Source organism: Acinetobacter sp. YH12068_T (assembly GCF_024606005.1).
GTDB classification, from domain to species: Bacteria; Pseudomonadota; Gammaproteobacteria; order Pseudomonadales; family Moraxellaceae; genus Acinetobacter; species Acinetobacter amyesii.
This window is the reverse complement of sequence record NZ_CP094555.1, coordinates 922,219-941,591: the sequence shown is the minus strand read 5'-3', so window position 1 is coordinate 941,591 and position 19,373 is coordinate 922,219. Positions and strand designations below refer to the sequence as shown.

Sequence of the window (19,373 nt, the reverse complement as noted above, 5' to 3'; positions counted from 1 at the left end):
TTCAATTACCATTCTCGGTTAGCAACTAACTCTTCCATTTCAATATCCATATGGCCTTCGTCTTGCAGCACCATCATCATGGCTTCTGCAATATAATCTGCAGCCGTATCATCCAAAGACGAATCTAAATCTTCAAATTGAGGTTTCATCTTATTGAGCTGTGCAACCGTTTCATTGGCAAAATGGTAGATATCAGTTGAACTTAAATCTGCTTTTGCGATTTTCTTCGCAAATTGAACAACCAATAACTTCACCTCTGCAACCAACACATCTGGGTAATATTCATCATCAAACATGGGTAGCAGTAAATCTGCAAACATACGAAACTCTATCACAAAACATTCAGGGCGCTTATATAACACAAATACTACAATTCACCAAATTTATTGGGATTCAGTATTTTCAAATCACACTGCATTCTGCATGGCTTGCCAAACACGAATCGCATTTACCGTCGCTTTGACATCATGTGCGCGAACCATACATGCACCTTGTTGAATGCTGAGTAAATGCGCTGCAACCGAGCCTACAGCGCGATTTTGTGCATCTGCACCGCCAAGTGCTTCACCGATAAAACGCTTACGTGATAATGCAGACAGGATCGGATAGCCCATGTTATTCAATTGATAGAATTGCTGTAAAAGCTTTAAGTTTTGCTGCGCATTTTTAGCAAAACCAAAACCCGGATCAATCATAATATTTTCTGCACGGACGCCTGCGTCCAATGCATCTTGCACACGTTGCTTTAATTCATCGATGACGTCAGCAACGATATCTTGATACTGATCTAGATTATTCATCGTGGTGGGTTCTCCACGCATATGCATAATGATCACTGGAATATCCAGTTTTGCAGCGGTTTCTAAGGCATTCGGCCGAGTTAATGCACGTACATCATTCCAGATATGCGCACCTGCTTGAACCGCTGCCTCAATCACCTCAGGTTGCGAGGTATCGATAGAAATCACCACATTGTGTTTGGATAATGCTTCAACGACGGGTACGACCCGTCGAATTTCTTCTTCAACCTCAACAACAGATGCACCCGGACGTGTTGACTCACCACCGACATCAATCACTGTCGCGCCATCCACTATCATTTGTAAGGCATGTGCTATAGCTTGGTCTTTACCATTATGTTTGCCACCATCACTAAAAGAGTCCGGTGTGACATTTAAAATCCCCATCACATGTGGCTCTGACAAATCTAATTGCAAATTACCACAGTTTAAAATTTTATTAGGCAAAGACACCAACTTCATAGTACACATCCCAGATTTTGCTGCGCTTATTTTAACGCTAAGTTTGCTCAGCATTGCGCTCACATGCATTTATTTTCATATAAAAAAACCACCCGAAGGTGGTTTTAAAATTTTATGCTTTTGGCAATGACGGTAATGGTGGTGGAACATCTGGACCATCCGTTGGTGTGACATCAATCACTGGATTTTCAGCGATGTACACTTTTGGTGGTTGAGGTTCACGACCTTCCATAATGTCACGGATTTGATCACGATCAATGGTTTCCCATTCAAGCAATGCTTTCACCATGGCATGTGCAATATCTTTGTTATTTTCAAGAATATCGCGAGCAACTTTATATTGCTCATCTAAAATACGACGAACTTCACGGTCAACTTCAAGCTGCGTTGCTTCAGAAATCACACGACTTCCTAAACCACCCATGAATGACTGCTGTGAATCATCTTCGTAAACCATGACACCCATTTTATCGGACATACCGTATTTAGTAACCATTGCTCGTGCCATTTTCGTTGCACGTTCAAAGTCATTTGAAGCACCAGTCGACATTTGGTTAATGAAGACTTCTTCTGCAATACGACCACCAAACAAAATTGAAAGTTCATTCAACATTTTGTCTTTGTAATGGCTGGTTTGGTCATGTTCAGGCAACTGCCAAGTCACACCCAGTGCCCAACCACGCGGCATGATTGTCACTTTATGCACAGGGTCTGTACCCGGCAATATTTCAGCAACAATTGCATGACCTGCTTCATGATAAGCCGTCGCACGACGTTCTTCTTCACGAATCACCATCGATTTACGTTCAGGACCCATGTAAAGCTTATCTTTTGCATCTTCAAAGTCATGCATATCGACCGTATTCTTGTTACGACGTGCAGCAAACAGTGCCGCTTCGTTTACAAGGTTAGCCAACTGTGCACCCGAGAAGCCCGGTGTACCACGTGCTAAGACTTTGACATCTACACCAGTCACAGAAGGTAATTTTTTCAAATGTACATTCAGGATTTGCTCACGACCTTTAATATCAGGTAGAGACACCATCACTTGACGGTCAAAACGACCTGGACGAAGTAAAGCTTTATCCAATACGTCAGCACGGTTTGTTGCAGCAATGACGATAATACCTTCGTTGCCTTCAAAACCATCCATTTCAACCAACATTTGGTTTAATGTTTGCTCACGCTCATCATTACCACCACCTGTACCTGAACCACGGTGACGACCAACGGCATCGATCTCATCGATGAAAATGATACATGGTGCATGACGCTTTGCTTGTTCAAACATGTCACGGACACGAGACGCACCCACACCCACGAACATTTCAACAAAGTCAGAACCCGAAATACTAAAGAACGGTACTTTCGCTTCACCCGCAATCGCTTTAGCAAGTAAAGTTTTACCTGTACCCGGAGGACCAACCATAAGCACACCTTTCGGAATGCTTGCACCAAGTCGTTTGAACTTAGATGGATCTTTTAGGAAGTCAACGATTTCAACAACTTCTTGTTTAGCTTCATCACAGCCCGCAACATCAGTAAATGTCACTTTGATTTGGTCTTCAGAAAGCATTTTTGCTTTTGACTTACCAAAACTCATTGGGCCATTCTTACCACCAGCTCCACCACCCATGTTGCGCATAAAGAACATGAATAACAGAATGATTAAAAGAACAGGGAAACTTGCAATCAGAAGTTGCATCAAAATACTTTGACGCTGTGGCGCTGTACCTTCAACAACAACATTGTTCTTGATTAGGTTCGGCATAAGTTCAGGATCTTGAACCGCAGGACGGATACTTTCAAACTCAGAACCGTTTGATTTTTCGCCACGAATTCTTTCGCCATCAATGGTGACTTGTTTAATCTGACCCGCATTTACGGCTGCCACGAACTCAGAATAGTTCATCGCGGTCGGTTGATTGCGGTCACTGACGTTGCTGAAGATTAAAACCAGCACGCCTAGGATAACCAGCCACAACACGGCATTCTTAAAAAGATCGCTCAAAGCTTTATTCCCATTTCTATCTAATTCGTTCAATCCCATTTACATGGGTGACTCTAATACTTACGCTGCAGAGTAGCTTCGCAATAATTTAAAAACGTACAAAATGCACAATTTTTAACGAGTTGGCAAGTAAACTTTACTTGAAAGCTTTCTTACGTCCCTGCCCGATTAAAAACACTTCTTTAGATCGAGCACGTGAAGCCGCCGGTTTTGCTGTTTTCAGCACATCAAATGTGTCTACAACTTGCTTACGGTATTCATCAAATCCAACACCTTGGAACACTTTAACAACAAATTGTCCATTTGGTCCAAGAACCTTTTGAGCAAAGTCGATTGCTAATTCACAAAGATAAATCTGACGCGGTTGATCTACAGCCTTATTACCTGATGTATTGGGGGCCATATCTGAAATTACAACGTCTACAGTACGTCCATCTAAAATTTTTAACAATTCATCGAACACTTCTTGTTCACGAAAGTCACCTTGCAAGAAGGTCACATCGGGTAAAGCATCCATGGGTAAAATATCAGAAGCAATCACCAAACCTTTGTCGCCAACAAGTTTACCGGCAATTTGCGACCAACTACCTGGTGCAGCACCTAAGTCGACAACGGTCATGCCTGGCTTGATCAATTTGTATTTTTCTTGAATTTCAAGCAATTTATAAGCGGCACGCGCACGATATCCTTCCTTTTGTGCTTTTTTCACAAAGGGGTCATCAAGATGCTCACGCATCCAGTCACGACTACTTTTGGATAATTTCTGGTTAGTAATGCGGGTAGCCATAACTCTCTAAATAAAAAAAACTTCTCAGTCTTGATTGTACGTGAAATTCAGCACTTTTGCAGTAGACATGTGTATCTAAAAAGCATCTTAAATCATGTTTTTTTCAATAATCTTCATCGAGAAAATGCCGATTAAATACAGCGCTTCAACTTTGATTTTGCTATACTAGGTCGTTTTTAAAATTAGGTTATATTTATGGCGGCTTTATCTATTCAAGAACGTAAACGCTTACGTCAAATTGGTCACACCCTAAACCCAGTTGTAATGGTTGCGGACAAAGGCTTATCAGAAAGCGTTGTTGAAGAATTAAACCGTGCGTTAAACGACCATGAGTTAATTAAAGTGAAAGTTGTGGCAGAAGACCGCGAAGCACGTGCTGCAATGATTACTGAAATTGCGACAGTTTCAGGTTCTGAAGTTGTTCAAACGATTGGTAAGATTGCTTTGATTTACCGCAAAGCGGCAAAACAAAATGCAAAACTGTCTAACCTTGTTCGCTACGCACACCTGTCTAACTAAACATTTATGGCAAGTTTTGAACTCAGCGCTTTTGATCGTCGCTTTCAGGCTGTATCAGTCGTAGGTGCTATCGAACAACAAAGCCCATATACTTTAAATGTGGGTTATTGGATTCGAGACCCAAATCAACTGATTCAATGGCCAGAGTTGGTATCAGCTCACCCACGAATCGATTTTTTGTGGGAACAGACCTGCCTAGAAGTTTTTATTGGTGTACGCAACGAAGACTTTTATCGTGAAATCAACCTCTCCCCTTCACAAGCTTGGCAGGTTTACCAGTTTGAAGAATATCGCTATCCAGAAGATATGCCGCCACAAGCTGCTTACGATATTGAACTGAATCAGTTGAAACGGACGCACTATGGCTTAAATGTCAGTCTTGATCTGACAGAATTTATGCTGAAGTACAAACTTAAATGGGAAGATCTCTATATTGGTCTAACTGCAGTACTGAAAACCTCTCAAGGTGAACAGTACTATGCCATGCAGCATAGTAGTCCAAATGCTGACTTTCACAACAAACGTGATTGGCTACATCAGTTCTAAATTTTTAATGTTTTGATCTTCGATAAAAAGCAAAAGTACGATCTTTTGCTTTTTTATTGCCTGTCTATTTTTAAATAACTGCTTTGGACTTAAATGTACCATTCACAATAAGGGAGCCATTAATGACTCCCTTATGCATAGTGCTAACTTGATGTTTAATTCGCTCTCACCCAATCCAGCTCCTTGGAATGACTAGATTTAACTTAAGCGCTTTAAAATTCATGTCATTCACAATTAACTTTTAAGATCTGTGGTTTGATCCGTAACATCAGCTTTCAGTGGTGAAACTTTTTTCCACGCTTCTAAAGTATGTTCCTTAGAACGCTTAAATGTTTCTGTTAGATGATCTTTGTGCTTTCCAGAAATTTGGGTCACATCTTCTTTCAGCTCTTTTCCTAGTTTTGAAAGATCATCAATAACCGTATTAAACTCAGTTTTCACAAACTCTTTGAGTTCACTAAAATCTTTTTGCGATGAACCAAACTGAACTTTTAACTGATCAAGTTTATTCAATACATCTTGCTTCAACTGACGCAATTGATCTTGCACACTGGCATTCAACTGCTTTGCCTCTGCTCCGATCTTTTCTTTGCTTTCAGTGACCGCTTCTGTGGCTTGGACACTCGCTTCTTTTGCAACTTGTTCAAGCTTTTCAGCACCTTCGATAACGACTTCTTTCAGGGAGGATTTAGCCGCTGTTTGTTTTTGTTGTGTTGCCATGACTTTGTACCTATAGTTTTTGCTGACCGAACCACAATAGCGCTTATTGATAAATTTTAATTTATGATTTGTCTGACAATAATTAATTGCTTACATTTTTTTACGATTTTGCAAAACCAAACTTTATTCTAAAATGCAAGCGCTTTATCTGCTTTATTCCTAATATTTACAATGGACTTTCAGTGGCTTTCTGCGTATAATGCCGTGTTAAGTTCAAGCGAGCAGATGTAAGGAGGGTAGGTTTTTAAGCAGCCTTCCTTTTTTTTCGTCTTCTCGCTTTTTTACAGCCTAAATTTCAGGAGCTTTGGTTTGAGCACCCCAGCAATTTTAGCCCTTGCCGATGGTACTATTTTTAAAGGTACTTCAATTGGCGCATCGGGTAGTACGACTGGTGAAGTCGTTTTCAACACTGCCATGACTGGCTATCAAGAAATTTTGACTGACCCAAGTTATGCACAACAACTTGTGACCCTAACTTACCCACATATCGGTAACACAGGTTGTAATGATGAAGACGCTGAGTCAGGTCGAATTCATAAAGTATGGGCCAACGGATTGATCATTCGTGACCTACCTTTATTGCATAGCAACTTCCGTGCTGAGCAATCACTAAGTGATTACCTTAAACAACACAATGTTGTTGCTATCGCAGATATTGATACTCGTAAATTAACGCGTATTCTGCGATCAAAAGGTGCGCAAAACGGTTGTATCCTTGCTGGTGAAAACGCGACTGAAGAAGAAGCGTTAGCTAAAGCACGTGCTTTTGGTGGTCTTAATGGTTTAGACCTTGCAAAAGAATGCTGTGATCCGACCGGTTTCGAGTGGACTGAAGGCTCTTGGGCGCTTGGTAAAGGTTTCGCTCAACCAGAACTTAAATTCCATGTTGTAGCATACGACTACGGTGTCAAAACCAACATCTTACGTATGCTCGCAGACCGCGGTTGTAAATTGACTGTCGTGCCTGCGCAAACTCCTGCTGCTGATGTACTTGCGCTGAATCCAGATGGCGTGTTCTTATCGAACGGCCCCGGCGATCCAGCAGCATGTGATTATGCAATTGAAGCTGTAAAAACAATTGTAGAAGACGCACGTAATGTACCTGTATTCGGTATTTGCTTAGGTCACCAAATTCTTGCACTTGCATCAGGTGCAAAAACTGTGAAAATGCCTCACGGTCACCACGGTGCTAACCATCCTGTACAAAACTTAGAAAATGGTACAGTGATGATTACTTCTCAAAACCACGGCTTCGCAGTGGATGCAGAAACTCTTCCTGCAAACTTGAAAGCTACGCACAAATCGCTGTTCGACCAAACCCTTCAAGGGATTCATCGTACAGACAAACCTGCGTTCAGTTTCCAAGGTCACCCAGAAGCAAGCCCTGGTCCACATGACTGCGCACCACTGTTCGATCATTTCATCGAACTTATCGAAGCATCTAAGAAGTAATTAAGGAAGCATCATGGCTAAACGTACAGACATTAAAAGCATCTTAATTATTGGTGCTGGTCCGATTGTGATTGGTCAGGCGTGTGAGTTTGACTATTCAGGCGCGCAAGCGTGTAAAGCGCTTCGTGAAGAAGGTTACCGAGTTATTCTTGTTAACTCTAACCCTGCAACGATTATGACTGACCCTGCAATGGCAGATGCAACGTATATCGAACCGATTACGTGGCAAACTGTTGCAGCGATCATTGAGAAAGAACGCCCAGATGCAGTTCTTCCAACAATGGGTGGTCAAACTGCATTGAACTGTGCCCTCGCCCTTGATGAGCACGGCATTTTAGAAAAATACAATGTTGAATTGATCGGTGCGACTAAAGAAGCAATTGAAAAAGCCGAAGACCGTAAACTCTTCGACCAAGCAATGCGTAAAATTGGTCTTGAATGTCCAAAAGCTGACATCGCTGAATCAATGGAAGAAGCGTTAGAAATTCAAGCACGCTTCGGTTTCCCTGTGATTATCCGTCCATCATTTACGATGGGTGGTTCAGGCGGTGGTATCGCATACAACAAAGAAGAATTTATCGAGATCTGTGAACGCGGTTTCGACCTTTCTCCTACTCACCAACTTTTAATTGATGAATCATTGATTGGTTGGAAAGAGTACGAAATGGAAGTTGTTCGTGACAAAAACGACAACTGTATCATTGTATGTACCATTGAAAACTTTGACCCAATGGGCGTGCACACAGGTGACTCAATCACTGTTGCCCCTGCACAAACATTAACAGACAAAGAATTCCAACTTTTACGTAATGCCTCTTTAGCAGTACTTCGTGAAATTGGTGTAGAAACGGGTGGTTCGAACGTTCAGTTCGGTATAAACCCGAAAGATGGCCGTATGGTTGTGATCGAGATGAACCCTCGTGTTTCTCGTTCATCTGCTTTGGCATCTAAAGCAACTGGTTTCCCAATTGCAAAAATTGCAGCGAAATTGGCAGTCGGTTATACCCTTGATGAATTGAAAAATGACATCACTGGCGGTACAACTCCTGCATCATTCGAACCTGCGATTGACTATGTTGTGACTAAGATTCCTCGTTTCAACTTCGAGAAATTCCCACAAGCTGATGCAACTTTAACTACACAGATGAAATCTGTGGGTGAAGTCATGGCAATTGGCCGTAACTTCCAAGAGTCAGTACAAAAAGCGCTTCGTGGTCTTGAAGTGGGTGCTGCTGGCTTTGATGAAAAAATCGAAGTGGGTACTGAAGGTGCGAAAGAGAAAATCCTTCAAGAACTTAAAGTACCTGGTCCTGAGCGTATTTGGTACGTTGGCGATGCATTCCGTCATGGTTTCACGTTAGATGAAGTGTTCGCTGCGACGAATATTGACCGTTGGTTCTTGATCCAAATCGAAGACATCATCAAAACTGAAGAGAAAATCAAATCTTTAGGTTTTGGTGACTTAAACGCTGACAACATCCGTTCGTTCAAACGCAAAGGTTTATCTGACCTTCGCATTGCGGACTTGATGGGCATTTCACAAAAACAATTCCGTAAACACCGTTGGAACTTGGGCGTAACTCCAGTTTACAAACGTGTAGATACATGTGCTGCAGAGTTTGAATCTGACACAGCTTACATGTACTCAACTTACGATGAAGAATGTGAAGCAAACCCATCGAACCGTGACAAAATCATGGTCATCGGTGGTGGTCCAAACCGTATTGGTCAAGGTATCGAGTTCGATTACTGCTGTGTACACGCGGCTCTTGCTATGCGTGATGACGGCTATGAAACCATCATGGTGAACTGTAACCCTGAAACAGTTTCTACAGATTACGACACATCAGATCGTTTGTACTTCGAACCAATTACTTTGGAAGATGTACTTGAAATCGTACGTATCGAGAAGCCTAAAGGCATTATCGTTCAGTACGGCGGTCAAACTCCGCTTAAATTGGCTCGTGCTTTAGAAGAAGCTGGTGCGCCAATTATTGGTACATCACCTGATGCGATTGACCGTGCAGAAGACCGTGAACGTTTCCAACAAATGATTCAACGTCTACAACTTCGTCAACCAAACAACAGCATTGTAAAATCTGCTGAAGAAGGTATGGCTGAAGCAGCTAAAGTTGGCTACCCACTTGTGGTACGTCCATCTTACGTGCTTGGTGGTCGTGCGATGGAAATCGTGTACAACGACGAAGAATTGAAACGTTACTTACGTGATGCGGTTCAAGCATCGAACGAAGCACCTGTACTTCTTGACCACTTCCTAGATGATGCGATTGAAGTTGACGTGGACTGCGTATCTGACGGTAAAGACGTTGTGATCGGCGGTATCATGCAGCACATCGAACAAGCTGGTATTCACTCAGGTGACTCAGCATGTTCTATTCCTCCTTACTCTTTATCTAAAGAAGTTCAGGACGAAATGCGCCGTCAAACCATCGCTATGGCGAAAGAGCTTGGCGTAATTGGTTTAATGAACGTACAGTTTGCTGTTAAAGGCACTGACGTATACATTCTAGAAGTAAACCCACGTGCATCACGTACTGTTCCATTCGTATCTAAGTGCATTGGTGAATCTTTAGCGAAAGTTGCTGCGCGTTGTATGGCTGGTCAATCTTTAGAATCTCAAGGATTCACTACAGAGATTATTCCTGAACACTTCTCTGTAAAAGAAGCTGTGTTCCCATTCAACAAATTCCCTGGTGTTGACCCAATTCTTGGCCCTGAGATGAAATCTACAGGCGAAGTGATGGGTGTAGGTAAAACATTTGGTGAAGCGTTCTATAAAGCTGTGTTAGGCTCTAATGACCGTTTACCAGGCCTACCAACGGAAGGCGAAGTTAAACATGCATTCTTATCTGTTCGTCATTCTGACAAGCCTCGTGCTGTTGGTATTGCGAAACAGTTGACAGATCTTGGCTTTAAAGTGATCGCTACTGGCGGTACTTATGATGTGATTAAAGATGCTGGTATTGAATGTGAACGTGTGAACAAAGTGACTGAAGGCCGTCCTAATATCGTTGACCGCTTGAAAAATGGCGAAGTTCACCTCATTATCAATACAACTGAAGGCAAACAGGCTCAAGAAGATTCATTCTCGATCCGCCGCTCTGCATTACAAGGTAAAGTGTATTACACAACTACCCTTAACGGTGCTGATGCAGTATGCCAAGCTTTAGCAATCAAATTGCCAATGGATGTATACCGCTTACAAGACCTTACTAAAGGTTAATTAAGTTACCGAGAAGTCCCGCCACCTCTCGGTGGCGGGCTTTTTTTCATTTCTAGGTCAGTAAAAATTTTACTGATTTTTTCTTTTTACAAACATGAGGGACAACAATGCAACGTTATCCTATGACTCCCGAAGGCAAAATTGCCCTAGAGAAAGAATTACAGCAACTTAAAAGTGTTGATCGTCCACGTATTACTGCAGCAATTGCTGAAGCGCGTGAACATGGGGATTTGAAAGAAAACGCAGAATACCACGCTGCTCGCGAGCAACAAGGTTTCTGTGAAGGCCGTATCCAAGATATCGAAGGTAAATTGGGTGCTTGCCAAGTGATTGATGTTAAATCACTTGAGCAAAATGGCCGTGTGGTTTTCGGTGTGACTGTGACCATTGAAAACTTAGATACTGAAGAACAAAAGACTTATAAAATCGTTGGTGATGACGAAGCAGATTTTAAAATCAACAAAATCTCTGTGAATTCACCAATTGCGCGTGGTCTTTTGGGTAAAAACGAAGGCGACGATGTAAAAATCAACACACCACAAGGTGAAGTTGAGTATGAAATTTCTAAAGTTGAATATCTTTAATTCATTAAGATAAGCAATTTTAAGCCCCTCTTTTGAGGGGTTTTTTATATTCAGACAATTGATTATCAACAACCCCACTCTATCCTTCTTTTAACAATCCTGACGCAAAGACTTGAAAGGCATGTAATGCTTCTGGGAGTGCCTGTTCAGGATGCTCACTGGAGGCGACCCAAAGTGCGGCATTCATGGCAGCGCCATTTAAAAATACGGCAGCCGCTTCAGGATCTACTGCTTTAATTCGATCTACTGCCAATAACTGTTGTACGCACTCACGGGTAGACTGCAAACATTTGTTTTGACTGGGCCAATGTGCAGGATCTCCCAATACAGCTGGCCCATCACGCAGTACAATACGCTGAAATTCAGGATTCAAAGCATTTTCAATATAGGCTTGCCCTTCAAGCATCAGCCCTTCCCAAAGATCTTCAGGCTGCTCCAGATGCTGCTGGGCAGATGAAGCCATTTCTGAATCAATTTGATCGACCACAGCAGCAAATAAGCCCCGTTTGTCGCCAAAATGATGGTACAGCGCGCCACGGGTCAGCCCCGCGTCTGCCGTGAGTTTATCCATGGACGTGTCTGCATAACCATACTCAGCAAATGCACGACGTGCCACTTCAATCAGTTTCTTGCGGGTTGCCGCCATTTTTTGTTCACGAACAGACATTGCTTTGCTTACCTCATCCTTACCAAAATTTTAATTGACATACGGCCCGTATGTCAATTATGTTTACATACGAAGCGTATGTGAAAACTTATGCCGTTTTTAAAAATATTTTTTTAAATTTAACATTAAGCGAGAATAGTCATGACAAGAACTGCAATATTTCCCCAAGATCGGCATGCTTTGTATGAACAGCATGGTTACTCGGCTGCCATCAAATCGGAAGATTTACTCTTTGTATCAGGTCAGGTTGGTAGCCGTGAGGATGGTTCTCCTGAACCTGATTTTGAGAAACAGGTAGAACGGGCTATTGAAAACCTGGCTGCAACATTGGCAGCTGCTGGTTGTACTTTTGATGATATCGTTGATGTCACCACCTTTCATACTGATCCTGAACAGCAATTTGAAAGCATTATGAAAGTCAAAAATCAGGTATTTACCCAAAAGCCTTATCCGAACTGGACAGCGATTGGTGTGAATTGGCTGGCGGGTTTTGATTTTGAAATTAAGGTCATTGCCCGTATTCCTCAACAATCTAAAACCACCTAAAAACTTAGTTTTGCCATCAGTTCATTTGTGGAATTGGATTGTTCACCAGCGTAAAGATCTATTCGGTATAATGGCACATTCCCTATTTTTGTATCCCAGTTATGTCTGAAAAATTGATTAATTCACCTGTCAATCATTGGTGTGAATTTGAGTTCATCTCTAAAACAGTGAAGAACCCAAATATTCACATCAAAGGTAATTATTCATATTATTCTGCATATTGGGATCAGGGTTTTGAGCGCTGTGTGGTGCGTTATTTGCACGACAAACCCGCAACAACTGAGAAGCCGATAGACCAGCTACATATCGGTAATTTTGTCTGTTTTGGCGCAGAATGCGTGATTATGATGGGTGGTAACCAACTCCACCGCACGGACTGGATTTCAGCCTTTCCGTTTGATACACGGAGTTTTGTCCCTGCGGGTGACACAATCATTGGTGATGGATGCTGGATCGGCTCACGTGCCATGATTATGCAAGGTGTTACACTGGGTGAAGGTGCTGTCGTTGCTACAGGTGCTGTGGTGACTAAAGATGTGCCACCTTATGCAGTAGTAGGCGGAGTCCCTGCTAAAATTATTAAATATCGCTTTCCTGAAGAAGATATCAAAAAACTACTTTCCCTCAAGCTCTATGACTTAGATGAAAAGCAGTTTTTAAAGATGCGGGAAAAATTGCAGACGGATGATGTTGATACATTAATCAAATATCTAGATTAAATCCCGATTCAACATAGTTTTTCCAATCAATTATAAAATCATCGGAGTGTTTTAATTTCTGGATAGCAAAGGGAGTATAAGTTTCCAGCATATACAATTCTTTGGCATCTTGCTGTCCCACTGATACATATTTTTCATTCAATGTTACTTGTTTATTATATAAATTTCCTATATGAAATTCATCAATGAAATATTCAGTTCGTAGTTTACTGATAATAATATTTCCAAGAAATTTACTGTCACTAAAAGACAAATTAAATTTTTCAACTAACTTACTTAAAACTAAACGAAATATTTTCAAATCTTTTGAAAATTCCACACCAAATACAAACGCAATTAATATTAGGTTTTTTCTAAAATCATTAGTTTTCAAAATAGCATATTGATTAATTTTTCTTTTTAATTCACGTGAGTTGAAGTTTTTATAATTTTGTAATGCTAATACCCAAAAAAAGAATTCATTTAAAGCTTCTTTATGCTCCATCTCACCAATTCTATAAAGTTCTTCCTTCAATACATTTTCATAGTTAATATAAGGTTCCAAATTTGGAAATTTAATTGTTAAATCTATAAATTTTTCAAAATAATCAGCTGTTATCTCTGCTTCATAACCATAAAAATTCTGAACTGACTGTGATAATTGTGGCTTATTCATCACCAAAACAAAAACAATTTTAGGAATATCAAAGAAATGTTTAACCCTTTCAATTAATCGTATCGCAAAATCAGGACGACAACGATCCAATTCATCAATAATAAAAACTAAAGGTTTATCTAATTTTCCAGCTAATACAGCAAGTTCTTTCTTAAAGTCATGAATTGTTTGTTTCTCAACCTGATGATTCTCAATTTTCTTTTCGATTTTCTCCTTAACTTTTGCAGCTATTTCCTCACTTGCTGTGTCATACAACGCTTTTCCTTCTTCATATACCTCTTTAAATGCTTCTCCAGCTCCACCCAAGCCAATCCAATGCATGCCCGCTTTAGCCGCAATCATTGGTATGACAGCCGCCAACGATATTAATACTGAAGCAGTCTTAGTATTAAAATCTTTAATTTCATCATCATCAATTTCTTCTGACTCTTTAAAAGTTTGACTTATTTCAGCTGCAATCGTTAAAAATGGATCTTCCAAATAATCATTAGCAAATGCATCCAAATAGATCACGTTATGCTGAGTATCATCTAAATGCTTCGCCCAATGACGGACAAACCACGTTTTACCCTCACCCCATCGTGCATCCAAAGCAAGAACAGCACCGCAGTTTAAGCGATCAACATAACTTGTAAGCTGCTCTCCTAAACGACGGCGATCCCAAAGATCACCTTCCCATGCAGTTTCAATATTCTCAAAATTATCTTTAGGCCAGTTTAATTGGTTATCTATCATTTCTATTTATATTCATTAAGTTAACTATGTATTGAGTATAGCAGTAGCGCTATAAATTAACATTTAACCCATAAGCATCTCGTAACTTGTCATAGCCTTTTCCCCAAATACAGACTATAAAGAACACATAAAATAAAAAGACCCCACTTTTCAGGATGAATGATGACGAGAACCACTCAATTCTCAGGCATATTTATACTTGCCCTGCTGGCAGCAGTCGTCGCAACTTTTTGCGATGCGATTCATGTCTATACCCAGACGCTTAGTTATCCCAACCCATTATTTTTCCATCAAGCTTGGTGGGTATTCCCTGGCTTTTTTATTGCCTTTGCTTTCATGGCATTTAGCTATATTCAACTTACACAACTACTTAAACACCACGTAATGACTCAGCTCAGTTGCCATCACGATGGTACAGCTCCATTAGTTGAGGCTTTAGTACTCTTTGCGATTGTCTACATACTCAGTGGTTTTGGTAACTTCCACCCTGAAGCATTGTGCTGGATTTTCTATATTAGCTTTTTTATTCGCTGGTTATTTAGCTATGAGCGTACATGGCTACTGATATTAGCCATTATGCTTGCCATTGGCGGCATGTTCTTTGAAGGACTATTAGCTGAATTTGGTTTAGTCAAATATCGCTATTCAGAAGTTTTTAATGTGCCGTATTGGCTCGTGGGCGTATATATGCATGGCGCATTTGCCTTACGTGCAGGTATGCGTCGTTTTGTTTATCGTTAATTTTTTAAATTTGGAAAATTGAGACGTAAAAAAAGACCACTCAATCGGAGTGGTCTTTTTTTGAATATGGTGGCTATGACGAGACTTGAACTTGTGACCCCCGCATTATGAGTGCGGTGCTCTAACCAACTGAGCTACATAGCCTTAAACTGTGCGCGCATTATGGAGGGATATTTAAATATCGTCAAGCCCATAATGCGCGTATTTGATCAAAATTTGTTGAAGTGAACCGATAAGCCGGGTTCTGTCGAGGACGATCATTCCTCTAGGCGTACAATCACTCATACGCTCAAGCGACCTACCCGGATCCAGCATGGGCCATGCCTAAAGGATCCCTATTTGGTCTTGCTTCCGGTGGGGTTTACCATGCCATGAACTGTTACCAGTCATGCGGTGCGCTCTTACCGCACCCTTTCACCCTTACCTCCGATTTTGATTGCTCAAAACCATAATGAAGGCGGTCTACTCTCTGCTGCACTTTCCGTCGGCTCACGCCGCCCAGGCGTTACCTGGCACCTTGCCCTATGAAGCCCGGACTTTCCTCCCCTGGTTTAGTCACGGAGACCTATACACAGCAGCGATCGTCTGGTTCACTTCGGGGCGCATTCTAACAAATCTGACAACTAATTGCTTGATGTTTTTTGAGCAGTTAGTTTTTCGTACTTTTGTTGAAGCTGTTCCTGAGTTTCAGGATGTGCCGGATCCAATGGAATACAGTCCACCGGACAGAACAACTGACACTGCGGTTTATCGTGATGCCCAACGCATTCCGTACACAAATCGGGGTTAATCTCATAAATGAGTTCCCCCATGAAAATCGCCTCATTGGGGCATACAGGTTCACAGACATCGCAGTTGATGCATTCATCAGTGATATATAAAGACACTCTACCAACCTTGCTGTTGTTTACGCTTAAAGGCTTCCACAACAGCTTGTGGTACAAACTGAGTGACATCACCATTTAAACGTGCAATTTCACGCACGAGCGTAGATGAAATAAACGAATATTGCTCTGATGGGGTTAAGAACACGGCTTCAAATTTACTGTCCAAACGGCGATTCATATTTGCCAATTGAAATTCATATTCAAAATCTGAAACTGCACGTAAACCACGTAACACAGCTGTTGCTTTTTGCTCGTTAAAGAAGTTGACCAACAGCCCATCAAAACCTACAAACTCAACATTTGACAAATGACTTAAAGACTCTTGCGCTAGTGCAACACGTTCTTCCAGACTAAACACAGGGTTTTTGTGATGTCCAATTGCAATTGCCACGACAACTTCGTCAAACATGCGTGATGCACGTGTCACTAAGTCGATATGACCATTAGTAATTGGATCGAATGTGCCCGGATAAATTACACGAGTTTTAGACATCCAGTTGTACTCTGTTATTTTGTAGACGGGTATTTTAACAAAATCTTGATTTATAGGTGAAGTCAGCTTGTAAATTTAAAAACTTCATCTTATTCAAAGTTCGGGTACAATAGTGCTAAGTTTGGAAGTTTTTGATTATGACGAAAGCAGTAGTTAAAAAAAATAGTAGCAGTACGATTGCCCTAAATAAGCGTGCGCGTCACGATTATTTCATTGAAGAAAAATTTGAAGCGGGTCTTTCATTACAAGGCTGGGAAGTCAAATCAATGCGTGCGGGTCGTATGACTATCGTAGAGAGCTATATTACGTTTAAAAATGGTGAAGCATTTTTATTCGGCGCTCAAGTGCAACCTTTACTGAGTGCTTCGACACATGTGGTGCCTGAAGCAACACGTACTCGTAAATTATTGCTGAACCGCCGTGAAATTGAAAAACTACAAGGTGCGATTAACCAAAAAGGTTATTCATGTGTGCCTTTGGCATGTTACTGGAAAGGTCCTCATGCCAAACTTGAAATCGCCCTAGTAAAAGGTAAACAGCTTCACGACAAGCGTGCAACGGAAAAAGACCGTGATTGGCAGCGCGATAAAGCCCGTATTTTTCATAAATAAGTTCAATAAAAAAACCTCCATCTTGGAGGTTTTTTTATTTTTAAATTGCAGATTTAGCAGAATTTCAATCCACCAAAACAGTTGGTCCGAACTTCCTGATTTCCCAAGACCTGATTTTTTAACGTTAAATTGGCCGCACCGGCATTACTAAGGTTAATTGAACCGACATTTTTATAAATCGGTAAACCAAATGCTGCACCAACAGCAGAACCTAATGGAATATAAATCGGTTCATTGGTTAAAATTTGCGATACTTTTTGAGCAACTTGTGGCAAGACGCCTGAGATATCCACTTCAGATGTTGGATTTAATTTGCCAATATTGATCGGGTCTTTAAATGACATCCACCAACCTGTACGTGCAATATCATCGGGATTGGCATCTGGCCAACTAATATCTTGAGATTGAAGCGATAAATAACCGGCTGTGCCATTTAGTGGAATGTTATGAATCATATTTAAGGCTTGCTCAAAGGTAATGTTCATTTTCAAACCATCAATTGATGAGCCCGAATCCATAAAGAACTGCGCCCCTTCTACCCATAACAAATTACGGTCAAGTTTGACCTGCAAACTACCACTATCACGGTTGAGTTGAATCGACGGTACAGTCGCACTGATATTTTTGGCAACGGCTTGAGTTTGTCGTTTTCCGTTGATGGTAATTTCAGGGACGGTAAATGGCACATTCATTGAAGGAATTTTTAAACCCTTACTATTTTCGGGTTGGCTGACAAAGCTACGATCATTGTTCCAAATCGTATTAATCACCAAGTTCCCCGATAAAGTCTCACTGGTGCTATCCCCAAAGATCGCGGCTTGGGTCTTTGCTGTCCCTGTAGTCGGTGCAATTTTCATATAACCGCTCAGTGACTTAATCCCATCTGTCGGCGCACCCGTATTTTGAATACCAGTGGTCAATAAACCTGTAATTGATTCAGCACTGACACGGAAGCCTTTAACTTCGCGTAAAGCGGCTTGTTTTGGGTTTTTAATTGCAAATTCAATAAACGGATTTTTCAGTTCGGCACTGGTTGACGCTCGATCACCATTAAAGACGGGATTACCGTTGGCATCGGTCGACGTTGCATTACCACTCAACGCTAGATGACGAATATCAATATCACAGCCATTTGACCCATTTACCCCACCACAGCCGAGTTGCAAACTTTTGACATTGACGTTCAGATCCATGACGGCATCTAAACTGAGTTTGTAGAAACCAATATTTTCATCGACCATTTGTTGGTTGACCAAAATAGGATCGGTATAGGACATATTCATCAATGCAGCACCATTGATGGCAGACAATTCTTCATCTGCTAATCCCACCAATCCTTCTGCTGCAAAAACAACGTCAGAAACACATAAGGTCAATGCCATTGCGACTATTGTTTTTTCACGATTATTTAATCCTTTTTAATATTCGTCACTCATCCCGAGTGAAATTTATGAGAAGATTAAATCAATAGCGTTGGCGTAAATGAATGGCAATTTGTGACACGCATCACAACTCAATTATACAAAATGCCAATTTTCACGAATTTTAGGCCAATAAAAACCCCAGTAACATTTCCATCACTAGGGTTTTCAAAGATTTATAAATGATAGTTCAAACGATTTATTTACAAATTAATTAACTTTATTTAACAACAGTCCCAGATATTCACCAAACCAAATAGCGGTTTCTAAATCACCCGCAGGTGGCGTGACTTCAACAGGCGCATTATCCGATTGTGTCATTAAACCTAAAAAGCTCGACATCCGATTTAAATCTGTTGTGCTTCGTCCAGTTGGCATCAATGGAAGACCGCTCCACAACATGCCGTGCTGCATGGCGAATAAATTGATTTGCTGCAATACTGCCAATTTATCTCCACTTAAGCCGCCACCATTGGTAAAACCAGCGGCTAACTTGCCTTGCCATGTCCGTGCTAACCAGCGTTTAGATGATTGCTCCATGAATAATTTCATTGCCGCACTCATACTGCCCATATAGGTTGGGCATCCAAAAACGATGGCATCTGCACTGTCCAATTCATCCCAATCCACATGCTCTACATTCATGAGATGGACTTTTACACCGGCTTTTTCTGCACCTTGTACAATGAAATTCGCCACTTTGGCAGTGTGCCCATAGGGGCTGTGGTAAACAACAGCAAGAGATTTAGCAGTCAAAGACATAACATTTAAAA

20 protein-coding genes, 1 tRNA gene and 1 other RNA gene are annotated in these 19,373 nt (G+C 41.1%); 9 read left to right on the top strand and 13 right to left on the bottom strand.

Translation table 11 applies throughout. The features are described 5' to 3' along the window. Positions 1–5: 5 nt before the first annotated feature. The 4 genes from MST18_RS04635 to rlmE form a co-directional block, all read right to left on the bottom strand. Entirely contained in the window at positions 6–320 is a 315-nt protein-coding gene (locus MST18_RS04635) for a DUF5713 family protein (protein WP_078191338.1), read from the bottom strand. Positions 321–407: 87 nt separating this feature from the next. Continuing rightward, on the bottom strand, positions 408–1,262 hold the full coding sequence (folP, locus tag MST18_RS04630; RefSeq protein WP_218952693.1) for a dihydropteroate synthase: 855 nt from the start codon (positions 1,260–1,262) through the stop codon (positions 408–410). A 112-nt stretch (positions 1,263–1,374) separates the two neighbouring features. Continuing rightward, positions 1,375–3,273 (bottom strand): ATP-dependent zinc metalloprotease FtsH, encoded by a 1,899-nt coding sequence (gene ftsH / locus MST18_RS04625; RefSeq protein ID WP_078191443.1) that lies wholly within the window; start codon positions 3,271–3,273, stop codon positions 1,375–1,377. A 136-nt stretch (positions 3,274–3,409) separates the two neighbouring features. After that, a complete protein-coding gene (rlmE, locus tag MST18_RS04620) occupies positions 3,410–4,060 on the bottom strand; it encodes a 23S rRNA (uridine(2552)-2'-O)-methyltransferase RlmE (protein WP_078192159.1) in 651 nt (216 codons plus the stop codon). 195 nt (positions 4,061–4,255) lie between these two features. Between rlmE and MST18_RS04615 the strand changes: the two genes are divergently transcribed. After that, positions 4,256–4,579: a YhbY family RNA-binding protein gene (locus tag MST18_RS04615; RefSeq protein WP_078191340.1), complete on the top strand. Its 324-nt coding sequence runs from the start codon at positions 4,256–4,258 to the stop codon at positions 4,577–4,579. A 6-nt stretch (positions 4,580–4,585) separates the two neighbouring features. After that, positions 4,586–5,125 (top strand): DOMON-like domain-containing protein, encoded by a 540-nt coding sequence (locus MST18_RS04610; RefSeq protein ID WP_180083791.1) that lies wholly within the window; start codon positions 4,586–4,588, stop codon positions 5,123–5,125. A 234-nt stretch (positions 5,126–5,359) separates the two neighbouring features. Here the strand turns inward: MST18_RS04610 and MST18_RS04605 are convergent, their stop codons facing one another. Further along, positions 5,360–5,845: a hypothetical protein gene (locus tag MST18_RS04605; protein WP_180023242.1), complete on the bottom strand. Its 486-nt coding sequence runs from the start codon at positions 5,843–5,845 to the stop codon at positions 5,360–5,362. A gap of 309 nt (positions 5,846–6,154) precedes the next feature. Between MST18_RS04605 and carA the strand changes: the two genes are divergently transcribed. The 3 genes from carA to greA all read left to right on the top strand — a co-directional run bounded on the left by carA (position 6,155) and on the right by greA (position 11,125). Beyond that, on the top strand, positions 6,155–7,297 hold the full coding sequence (gene carA, locus MST18_RS04600; protein WP_078192162.1) for a glutamine-hydrolyzing carbamoyl-phosphate synthase small subunit: 1,143 nt from the start codon (positions 6,155–6,157) through the stop codon (positions 7,295–7,297). Between the two features lie 13 nt (positions 7,298–7,310). Further along, positions 7,311–10,541, top strand: a complete 3,231-nt coding sequence (gene carB, locus MST18_RS04595; RefSeq protein WP_180132948.1) for a carbamoyl-phosphate synthase large subunit — start codon at positions 7,311–7,313, stop codon at positions 10,539–10,541. Between the two features lie 107 nt (positions 10,542–10,648). Continuing rightward, a complete protein-coding gene (greA, locus tag MST18_RS04590) occupies positions 10,649–11,125 on the top strand; it encodes a transcription elongation factor GreA (RefSeq protein WP_078192164.1) in 477 nt (158 codons plus the stop codon). Between the two features lie 79 nt (positions 11,126–11,204). On the opposite strand, the gene MST18_RS04585 is transcribed toward greA, so the two are convergent. Beyond that, positions 11,205–11,792 carry a TetR/AcrR family transcriptional regulator gene (locus MST18_RS04585; protein WP_078192165.1) on the bottom strand — a complete coding sequence of 196 codons (588 nt, stop codon included), beginning with the start codon at positions 11,790–11,792 and terminating at the stop codon, positions 11,205–11,207. Positions 11,793–11,933: 141 nt separating this feature from the next. Between MST18_RS04585 and MST18_RS04580 the strand changes: the two genes are divergently transcribed. Both MST18_RS04580 and MST18_RS04575 read left to right on the top strand, forming a co-directional pair. Continuing rightward, complete coding sequence (locus MST18_RS04580; RefSeq protein WP_180132949.1) at positions 11,934–12,338, top strand: RidA family protein; 405 nt, start codon at positions 11,934–11,936, stop codon at positions 12,336–12,338. Between the two features lie 101 nt (positions 12,339–12,439). Continuing rightward, positions 12,440–13,057: a CatB-related O-acetyltransferase gene (locus MST18_RS04575; RefSeq protein WP_078192167.1), complete on the top strand. Its 618-nt coding sequence runs from the start codon at positions 12,440–12,442 to the stop codon at positions 13,055–13,057. On the opposite strand, the gene MST18_RS04570 is transcribed toward MST18_RS04575, so the two are convergent. Continuing rightward, positions 13,041–14,447 (bottom strand): P-loop NTPase fold protein, encoded by a 1,407-nt coding sequence (locus tag MST18_RS04570; RefSeq protein ID WP_180132950.1) that lies wholly within the window; start codon positions 14,445–14,447, stop codon positions 13,041–13,043. The genes MST18_RS04575 and MST18_RS04570 overlap by 17 nt on opposite strands. Before the next feature lie 162 nt (positions 14,448–14,609). On the opposite strand from MST18_RS04570, the gene MST18_RS04565 reads away from it, so the two are divergent. Then, complete coding sequence (locus tag MST18_RS04565) at positions 14,610–15,188, top strand: hypothetical protein (protein WP_180132951.1); 579 nt, start codon at positions 14,610–14,612, stop codon at positions 15,186–15,188. A gap of 67 nt (positions 15,189–15,255) precedes the next feature. Here MST18_RS04565 and MST18_RS04560 read toward each other — a convergent pair. The 4 genes from MST18_RS04560 to coaD form a co-directional block, all read right to left on the bottom strand. Next, positions 15,256–15,332, bottom strand: a tRNA-Met gene (locus tag MST18_RS04560). A 73-nt stretch (positions 15,333–15,405) separates the two neighbouring features. Further along, an RNA gene (gene rnpB / locus MST18_RS04555) (RNase P RNA component class A) lies at positions 15,406–15,785 on the bottom strand. Between the two features lie 26 nt (positions 15,786–15,811). Continuing rightward, positions 15,812–16,075, bottom strand: coding sequence for a YfhL family 4Fe-4S dicluster ferredoxin (locus MST18_RS04550; RefSeq protein WP_078191349.1), 264 nt, complete (start codon positions 16,073–16,075; stop codon positions 15,812–15,814). A gap of 1 nt (position 16,076) precedes the next feature. Continuing rightward, a complete protein-coding gene (gene coaD / locus MST18_RS04545) occupies positions 16,077–16,568 on the bottom strand; it encodes a pantetheine-phosphate adenylyltransferase (protein ID WP_078191350.1) in 492 nt (163 codons plus the stop codon). 137 nt (positions 16,569–16,705) lie between these two features. On the opposite strand from coaD, the gene smpB reads away from it, so the two are divergent. Then, a complete protein-coding gene (gene smpB, locus MST18_RS04540; RefSeq protein ID WP_078191351.1) occupies positions 16,706–17,179 on the top strand; it encodes an SsrA-binding protein SmpB in 474 nt (157 codons plus the stop codon). A 53-nt stretch (positions 17,180–17,232) separates the two neighbouring features. On the opposite strand, the gene MST18_RS04535 is transcribed toward smpB, so the two are convergent. Both MST18_RS04535 and MST18_RS04530 read right to left on the bottom strand, forming a co-directional pair. Then, a complete protein-coding gene (locus MST18_RS04535) occupies positions 17,233–18,561 on the bottom strand; it encodes a hypothetical protein (RefSeq protein WP_180132952.1) in 1,329 nt (442 codons plus the stop codon). Positions 18,562–18,810: 249 nt separating this feature from the next. Further along, complete coding sequence (locus MST18_RS04530; protein ID WP_078192171.1) at positions 18,811–19,362, bottom strand: flavodoxin family protein; 552 nt, start codon at positions 19,360–19,362, stop codon at positions 18,811–18,813. Between the last annotated feature and the right edge of the window lie 11 nt (positions 19,363–19,373).

What these genes read in the sequence shown, in the direction of transcription:
- coaD (WP_078191350.1), bottom strand. Translation starts at nt 16,568, where the DNA reads ATGTCTAAAACTCGTGTAATTTATCCGGGCACATTCGATCCAATTACT.
- MST18_RS04605 (WP_180023242.1), bottom strand. Translation starts at nt 5,845, where the DNA reads ATGGCAACACAACAAAAACAAACAGCGGCTAAATCCTCCCTGAAAGAA.
- MST18_RS04530 (WP_078192171.1), bottom strand. Translation starts at nt 19,362, where the DNA reads ATGTCTTTGACTGCTAAATCTCTTGCTGTTGTTTACCACAGCCCCTAT.
- MST18_RS04585 (WP_078192165.1), bottom strand. Translation starts at nt 11,792, where the DNA reads ATGTCTGTTCGTGAACAAAAAATGGCGGCAACCCGCAAGAAACTGATT.
- MST18_RS04565 (WP_180132951.1), top strand. Translation starts at nt 14,610, where the DNA reads ATGACGAGAACCACTCAATTCTCAGGCATATTTATACTTGCCCTGCTG.
- MST18_RS04635 (WP_078191338.1), bottom strand. Translation starts at nt 320, where the DNA reads ATGTTTGCAGATTTACTGCTACCCATGTTTGATGATGAATATTACCCA.
- MST18_RS04535 (WP_180132952.1), bottom strand. Translation starts at nt 18,561, where the DNA reads ATGGCATTGACCTTATGTGTTTCTGACGTTGTTTTTGCAGCAGAAGGA.
- MST18_RS04570 (WP_180132950.1), bottom strand. Translation starts at nt 14,447, where the DNA reads ATGATAGATAACCAATTAAACTGGCCTAAAGATAATTTTGAGAATATT.
- MST18_RS04575 (WP_078192167.1), top strand. Translation starts at nt 12,440, where the DNA reads ATGTCTGAAAAATTGATTAATTCACCTGTCAATCATTGGTGTGAATTT.
- folP (WP_218952693.1), bottom strand. Translation starts at nt 1,262, where the DNA reads ATGAAGTTGGTGTCTTTGCCTAATAAAATTTTAAACTGTGGTAATTTG.
- carB (WP_180132948.1), top strand. Translation starts at nt 7,311, where the DNA reads ATGGCTAAACGTACAGACATTAAAAGCATCTTAATTATTGGTGCTGGT.
- rlmE (WP_078192159.1), bottom strand. Translation starts at nt 4,060, where the DNA reads ATGGCTACCCGCATTACTAACCAGAAATTATCCAAAAGTAGTCGTGAC.
- MST18_RS04580 (WP_180132949.1), top strand. Translation starts at nt 11,934, where the DNA reads ATGACAAGAACTGCAATATTTCCCCAAGATCGGCATGCTTTGTATGAA.
- smpB (WP_078191351.1), top strand. Translation starts at nt 16,706, where the DNA reads ATGACGAAAGCAGTAGTTAAAAAAAATAGTAGCAGTACGATTGCCCTA.
- MST18_RS04615 (WP_078191340.1), top strand. Translation starts at nt 4,256, where the DNA reads ATGGCGGCTTTATCTATTCAAGAACGTAAACGCTTACGTCAAATTGGT.
- greA (WP_078192164.1), top strand. Translation starts at nt 10,649, where the DNA reads ATGCAACGTTATCCTATGACTCCCGAAGGCAAAATTGCCCTAGAGAAA.
- MST18_RS04610 (WP_180083791.1), top strand. Translation starts at nt 4,586, where the DNA reads ATGGCAAGTTTTGAACTCAGCGCTTTTGATCGTCGCTTTCAGGCTGTA.